This window comes from Streptomyces sp. NPDC054770, from assembly GCF_053611985.1.
Window position 1 is genome coordinate 1 of sequence record NZ_JBSHBL010000166.1, and the last position, 5,487, is coordinate 5,487.

2 protein-coding genes are annotated in these 5,487 nt (G+C 72.8%); one reads left to right on the plus strand and one right to left on the minus strand.

Going from position 1 to position 5,487, the window contains the following annotated elements; genetic code table 11:
• Positions 1–71: 71 nt before the first annotated feature.
• Complete coding sequence (locus ACWGKQ_RS51725; RefSeq protein ID WP_453299103.1) at positions 72–1,577, minus strand: outer membrane protein assembly factor BamB family protein; 1,506 nt, start codon at positions 1,575–1,577, stop codon at positions 72–74.
• 561 nt (positions 1,578–2,138) lie between these two features.
• Between ACWGKQ_RS51725 and ACWGKQ_RS51730 the strand changes: the two genes are divergently transcribed.
• The coding region (locus ACWGKQ_RS51730) for an SCO5717 family growth-regulating ATPase (RefSeq protein ID WP_453299104.1) at positions 2,139–5,487 on the plus strand (3,349 nt) is incomplete at its 3' end.

The following is a 5,487-nucleotide window of genomic DNA, read 5'->3' on the forward strand; positions in this document are numbered from 1 at the left end:
GCACACGCGCGTGTGCCGCCCCCCTTCGCCGTCCTGCTGCGCACCGTTCTGGTGCCCGGTCCTGCTGCGGGTCAGCTCGTGCCGGCGCTGCCGATGCCGAGCACGGACAGGACGGCGTCCTTGGGGTGCTTGTCGTCGGCGGCGAGTTCCCGCCTGGCGAAGAAGACCCTGCCCTGTTCCACCACGATGTCCGACTGCGTCGGGTCGCTGAGCTCGCCCTGGTCGTCGGGCGGGAGCCCGAAGAGCAGGTACGGGGTCTGCCTGCCGGTGCGCGGGTCCCAGCTCAGCACGGCGGAGGGTTCGATGTCGCTGACGCTGCTGCGGAGGACGAGCAGCCGGTCGCCGCTCATCCGCAGCGGGACGACGGGTTCGAGGGACCGTCCGTCGAGCTTGCCCTCGGTCTTGCCGGTGGTGCGGTCGAAGGCGACGATCCAGTTCTCCGGCTGGTCGATCTCCGACTGGTCCTTGCTGGTGACGAAGACCTGGTCGGGCCCGACGACCACGCCGTCGCAGTTCTCCAGGTCGCCGAAGAAGCCCAACCCGAAGTAGCGGTCGCCGCACCGGGGGTCGTAGGCGTCGCCGCCCATGGGGATGGTGGCGAGTTTGCCGCCGTCGTCGCCGTCGAGGGTGATGAGGTCGGTCACCAGGGTGTCGCCGGCGGCGACCGCGAGCACCGGCGGATCGGCGGAGGGCAGGTAGACGTCCTGGACACCGGCGGCGACCTGGTACGTCCACCGGGCCTTGCCGGTGCGCGGGTCGAGCCGCTGCACCCGGTAGGTGGTGGCGGTCCCCTCGCCGCAGCTCTCCAGGGCGAGCAGCGCGCCGCCGCCGGCGAAGCCCTTGTCGACGCACTTGGCGCCGGTCGTGCTGTTCCAGAGCCGGTCGCCGCTCGCCATGTCGTACGCCACCGAACCATGGTTCCAGGCCACGGCGACGACGCCCTTGGCCAGCGTGAGGTTCGTGTTCGTGACGTAGGCCTCGCGCGCCGAGGGCATCCGGGCCGACCACAGCTTCTTGCCGGTGTTCAGATCGACGAAGACGACCTCGTCGCAGATGCCGGCGTCCTTGGTGCCCTTGCGTGCGGCCGGCTGCACGACGACCGCCGTCCGGCCGTCGACGGTGACATGGCCGCTGGTGGCACAGAGATGACCGTCCAGCTGGAGGGTCCAGGCCGTCTCGTCGGCGCCGGGTTCTATTTTGACACCGATGATCTTCGTGCCGATGCCCTTGGCCAGGATCTTGCCGGTGGCCCAGGTACCGGGCGCGTAACGCGGGCTGGGATCGCTCTCCTTGGGGAGGTCCTCCTCGTAGTGGTCGACCACCACCTGCCCCTCGGGCGAGGCCGGGACCTTCTCGACGGTCTGCCGTATCGCGTCCGGGGCCGAAGCGGCGGTCTGCCCGGTGCCGGACGACGTGTCGTCCCCCGCGGTCAGCACCAGCGCGCCGCCCGCGACCGCCGCGACGACCACGACGGCGGCCGCCACCGCGCCGAACAGGCGCCTGCGCCGCTTCCTGCGCTCACCGTCGGCGGCCAGCGCGGACTGCGTGTAGATGGATGGAGGTGGGCCGAAGCTCACGCCGGACAATCCCTTCGCTGTCTGCTCCGCGATCCGCGCACGGCAGAACTTCCGGGAAGGTAGCGGCGTTCGCCGTGCTCACCTCGTACTCCCCCGTCCATGTCCCCCGTGGCATCCGCGTGCAATGTCCCGTTTTCCGGGGCCAGTTCATCTGTGTCATCTGTGCTCACGCGAACACGGCCTCACCCTAGCCCGCCGCATCACAGGGGACTCATGGCGAGGGCGGGCAGGATGGCAGCCGCCAACTGGTACCCGAACTGGCGGTTCTTGCCCGTTTTGTTCATCGGTTGTTCGGCAATACGAAGGCCCCGCACACCACTTCCGGGCAGGGTATGACCAGGCGGACCTCTGACGAGAGGCGGACGGGCCTGCCGAGGTGCGGCTCGTGGTGATTAGGCTGGGAGGGGGGTGCGACGTCCGGACCGTGAACAGGACGTCGGTTTCCCGAGGGGGAGAGCCGGTGGATCGGACTACCTCACACGAATACGGATGCTGAGAACGACACGACATGGTCGTCGCGCCGGCACGGCATGAGGGTGCTCGACCACACCAGGAGGAACTGTGAGCAGCGATCGGGACGGGATCCGCGGGGGCTGGGCCACACCCGGCGATGACCAGCCCGACGCGGAGTCCCTCAACGAGATGACGGGCGAGTTCACGATCGACTACGCGCCGCCCGCCTGGTACACGCAGAACGCGGCCGACGGCCCGGGCGGCGCCGAGGGCCCCGCGGGTGCGTCCGGCCCGACCGGCACGTCCGGCACGGCGAGCGGGCCGGGGGCCGCCGCGGGTGCCGGTGCTGCGGGTGCGGGTGCGGGTGCGGGTGCCGCAGGTGCCGGTGCGGGTCCTGCCGCCCAGCCTCGTTCGCCGTTCCCGCCGGGGACGCCGATCCCCGGGCTGACCCCTCCTCCGCACGCCCAGCAGGGGGGTGCGAAGCCGGGTCCCGGGCTGCCGTTCACGCCACCGCCTCCGGCTCCGCCGACATCGGCTCCGGCTCCGGCTCCGCCGACATCAGCCCCGGGTGCGCCGTTCACCCCGCCGCCCGTTTCGACGCCGGGTGCGCCTTTCACACCGCCGCCCGCGTCAACTCCCGGAGCGCCCTTCACGCCGCCGCCCGCTTCGACGCCGGGTGCGCCTTTCACGCCACCGCCCACGTCAACTCCCGGAGCGCCCTTCACGCCGCCGCCCGTTTCGACACCGGGTGCGCCTTTCACGCCACCGCCCACGTCAACTCCCGGAGCGCCCTTCACTCCCGCGCCCGCGTCAACGCCGAGCGCCCCCTTCACCCCTCCGCCTACCTCCACGCCGGGTGCGCCGTTGACGCCGCCGGCGCCGGCCGCCCCGCCCACGGCGCCGTTCACCCCGGCCGCGCCGCCCGCCGACGGCCCGGCCGCCGTACCGAAGCTGCCGGTCGGGTTCGAGCCGCAGCCGGCCGTCGTCGAGGAACCGGCGCCGGAGGCCGAGCAGGACAACGGTGACCTGGAGAGCGGTGCGACGATGCGGTTCTCCGCCGTCGCGCTGAAGCGTGAGCTGGCCGAGGCCGCCGCGCCGGCTGCCGCCGAAGAGGGGGAAGCCGAAGCCGAGTCCGAAGTCGACGGGGAGGCCGAGGTCGTCGCGCTTCCGGTGAGCTCCGAGGCCGAGGAGGACGAGGAGACCGACGAGGCGCCTGAGCCGTCCCCGTCGGCCGACGGGGGCGTTGAGCCCGAGGCCGTCGATGCCGATGCCGATGCCGATGCCGATGCCGATGCCGACGGTACGGCCGAGGCGGACGAGCCCGTCCAGGAAGCCGTCCTCGTGGACGATGCGGAAGAGGACGAGCCCTCGTCCGAGGACGTGGTCGTCGTCGACGCCCAGGACGACAACGGCACCGAGCCTCGTTACGAAGCCGAAGCCGAAGCCGACGACGCCGTAGCCGTAGCCGTAGCCGTCGTGGACCCCATCGAGCAGCCCGAGGACGCGCCTCCGGCCCCGCCGCACGAGGCACCGCCGGCTCCCGAGGACGCCGTACCCACCACCTGGGCTCCCCCGCCGACCCCGCCGACGCCTCCCGCGCCTCCCGCGGTGGTCCCGCCGCTGCCGCCGTCGTACCAGCCCGCGGCCCCCGCGGCCGCTGCCCAGTGGCCGGTCCAGCCGGCCGCACCGGAGCCGGCGCCCGCTCAACCGCAGCCGCAGCCGCAGCCCGCCGTCCCGCAGAGCCCGCCGCCGTTCCAGCCGCAGGCCCCGCAACCCGCGCCCGCCGCCTGGCACCAGCCCGCGCCTCCGCAGCCCGGCCAGCCGTACGCCCCGCAGCCCCCCGCGCCCGACGCGCAGGGCGGTTACGGCTTCCCGCAGCCCGGCGCCCCCGTCCCGCCGCCGCAGGCACCGGGCGGCTACGGCTTCCCCCAGCCCGGTGCACAGCCCCCGGCGCCTCCGGTCCAGCCCGGCGGCTACGGCTTCCCGCAGCAGCCCCAGCCACCGCAGCCGGCCGCCCCTCAGGATCCGCGCGCCGCGCAGGCGCCGCAGAGCCCGCAGGCACCTGAACCGCAGGCCGCGCAGCCCCAGCCCCAGCCGCCCGTCGATCCCCGGGCCGGTGCCGCCTGGCCGCAGCCCATCCAGCACGACCAGCGGCAGATGACCAACCCCGGTGCCGCGCCCCTGGGTTACACCGCCGCCGTGGAGCTGTCCTCCGACCGGCTGCTCAACAACAAGAAGCAGAAGGCGAAGAGCGGACGCCCTACCGCCGCGTCCTCCCGGTTCAAGATCGGCGGGAAGAAGGAGGAGGCCGAGCGGCAGCGGAAGCTGGAGCTGATCCGTACGCCGGTGCTGTCCTGCTACCGGATAGCGGTGATCAGCCTCAAGGGCGGGGTCGGCAAGACCACCACGACCACCGCGCTCGGCTCCACGCTCGCCACCGAGCGGCAGGACAAGATCCTCGCCATCGACGCCAACCCGGACGCCGGCACGCTCGGCCGCCGCGTGCGCCGCGAGACCGGGGCCACCATCCGTGACCTGGTCCAGGCGATCCCGTACCTCAACTCCTACATGGACATCCGGCGGTTCACCTCGCAGGCCTCGTCCGGCCTGGAGATCATCGCCAACGACGTCGACCCGGCCGTCTCGACCACGTTCAACGACGAGGACTACCGGCGCGCGATCGACGTGCTGGGCAGGCAGTACCCGATCATCCTCACCGACTCCGGCACCGGTCTGCTGTACAGCGCCATGCGCGGGGTGCTCGACCTCGCCGACCAGCTGATCATCATCTCGACGCCGTCGGTGGACGGGGCGAGCAGCGCGAGTACGACCCTGGACTGGCTGTCCGCGCACGGGTACGCCGACCTCGTGTCGCGGTCCATCACCGTGATCTCCGGGGTCCGCGAGACCGGCAAGATGATCAAGGTCGAGGACATCGTGCAGCACTTCGAGACGCGCTGCCGGGGTGTCGTGGTCGTCCCCTTCGACGAGCACCTGTCCGCCGGTGCCGAGGTCGATCTCGACATGATGCGGCCGAAGGTCCGGGAGGCGTACTTCAACCTCGCGGCGATGGTCGCCGAGGACTTCGTACGGCACCAGCAGATGCACGGCCTGTGGACCAGCGACGGCAACCCGCCGCCGGTCGCCGCCCCGCCGATGCCCGGCCAGCCCCTGCCGGGCCAGCAGTACTACGCACCCGGTCAGCAGCAGCCGTACGCTCCGGGCCAGCCGCAGCCGTACGCGCCCGGACAGCCGTACCCGCAGCAGCCGTACCCTCAGCAGCCGCCGCAGGGACCGCCGCCGCAGGAGCAGCTGTACGGCCAGCCCCAGCCCGGCGCCCAGCCCTACCCGCAGCAGCCGGGACAGCCGTATCCCCCGCAGCCGCAGCCGCAGCCGCCACAGGCTCCGCAGCCGGGATACGGCTACCCCCAGCAGCCGCCGCAGCCCCCGCAGGGAC